Annotated in this window: 1 protein-coding gene; it reads left to right on the top strand. The window is 44.7% G+C overall.

What is annotated here, in order from left to right:
* Positions 1 to 824: BID domain-containing T4SS effector (locus ACFINZ_RS10255; RefSeq protein WP_375701457.1), on the top strand; the 824-nt coding region annotated here is incomplete at its 5' end.
* Between the last annotated feature and the right edge of the window lie 35 nt (positions 825 to 859).

Genomic DNA, 859 nt, shown 5'->3' with positions numbered 1-859 from the left:
AAGATCTCTCACGACAAGTTGCAGAAAATCCGACGTCTGTTCATAAACTCGCATGTCGCGACCTGTGTGGCTTGAAAAAAAGTGGGCGCAGACAGGCTGAAGAAGGTTTTATGCACCTGTGCCACGCTCTTGATGGTTATACAAGTGCTGTAACACAAGCACAAGAAAATATTAAACATGTTCCACAGGCAGAAGCAAGACGCTATGGACAAGAGAGTGAACAAAGAGCCGAGAGGCTACAACAATCGCGTCATCCTGAAAGGGAGAGACAATCTCTCTCAAATCAAGAACTTCTTGGTATGGTGCAAGAGAATGCATCAATACAAAGATATCAAGCACAAGTTGAGCGTTGGTGCCAAATTGTTTATGGCAATTCAAGTGTTTTGAAGGAAAAAATGGAAGGCATTCTCCAAGACCTATCTGAGGGAGAAGAGCTTTCATGGCAAGTTGCAGCATATCCTCAATCTGTTCATAAGCTTGCGGGGCATAATGTATGTGGCCTAAAAACAAGTGCACGCAGACATGCTGAATCAGGTCTTTCACATTTATGTGATGCCATTGATAACTATACCGATGCTGTTCGACAAATAAAAGAAAGTATTACGCGAGGACATCAGGCTCAGACGAGACAAAACCGCCAAGAACAATCTGTTGGAGTGAAGCAAGGATTGCACAAAGAAAAAGCCTTATCACGGCCTTTTCAACAGCCTGAGCGTCAAGCATGTCATGAGGGTGCGAAAACCTCTAGACAGATATATCAGCAAAGGCCGGAAATTCCACCACGCAAAATTTGCGCAGCAAAAGCAATGGCTTTCGCCAGCTAAGCAGCATAGACGCTCAGCGCACGTCAGCTTTGTTG

The sequence above is a fragment of the Bartonella sp. AA81SXKL genome, from assembly GCF_042196945.1.
In the GTDB taxonomy this organism is placed as follows: Bacteria; Pseudomonadota; Alphaproteobacteria; order Rhizobiales; family Rhizobiaceae; genus Bartonella.
The sequence above is the reverse complement of the archived record's forward strand: the minus strand, read 5'-3'. Positions and strand labels throughout refer to the sequence as shown.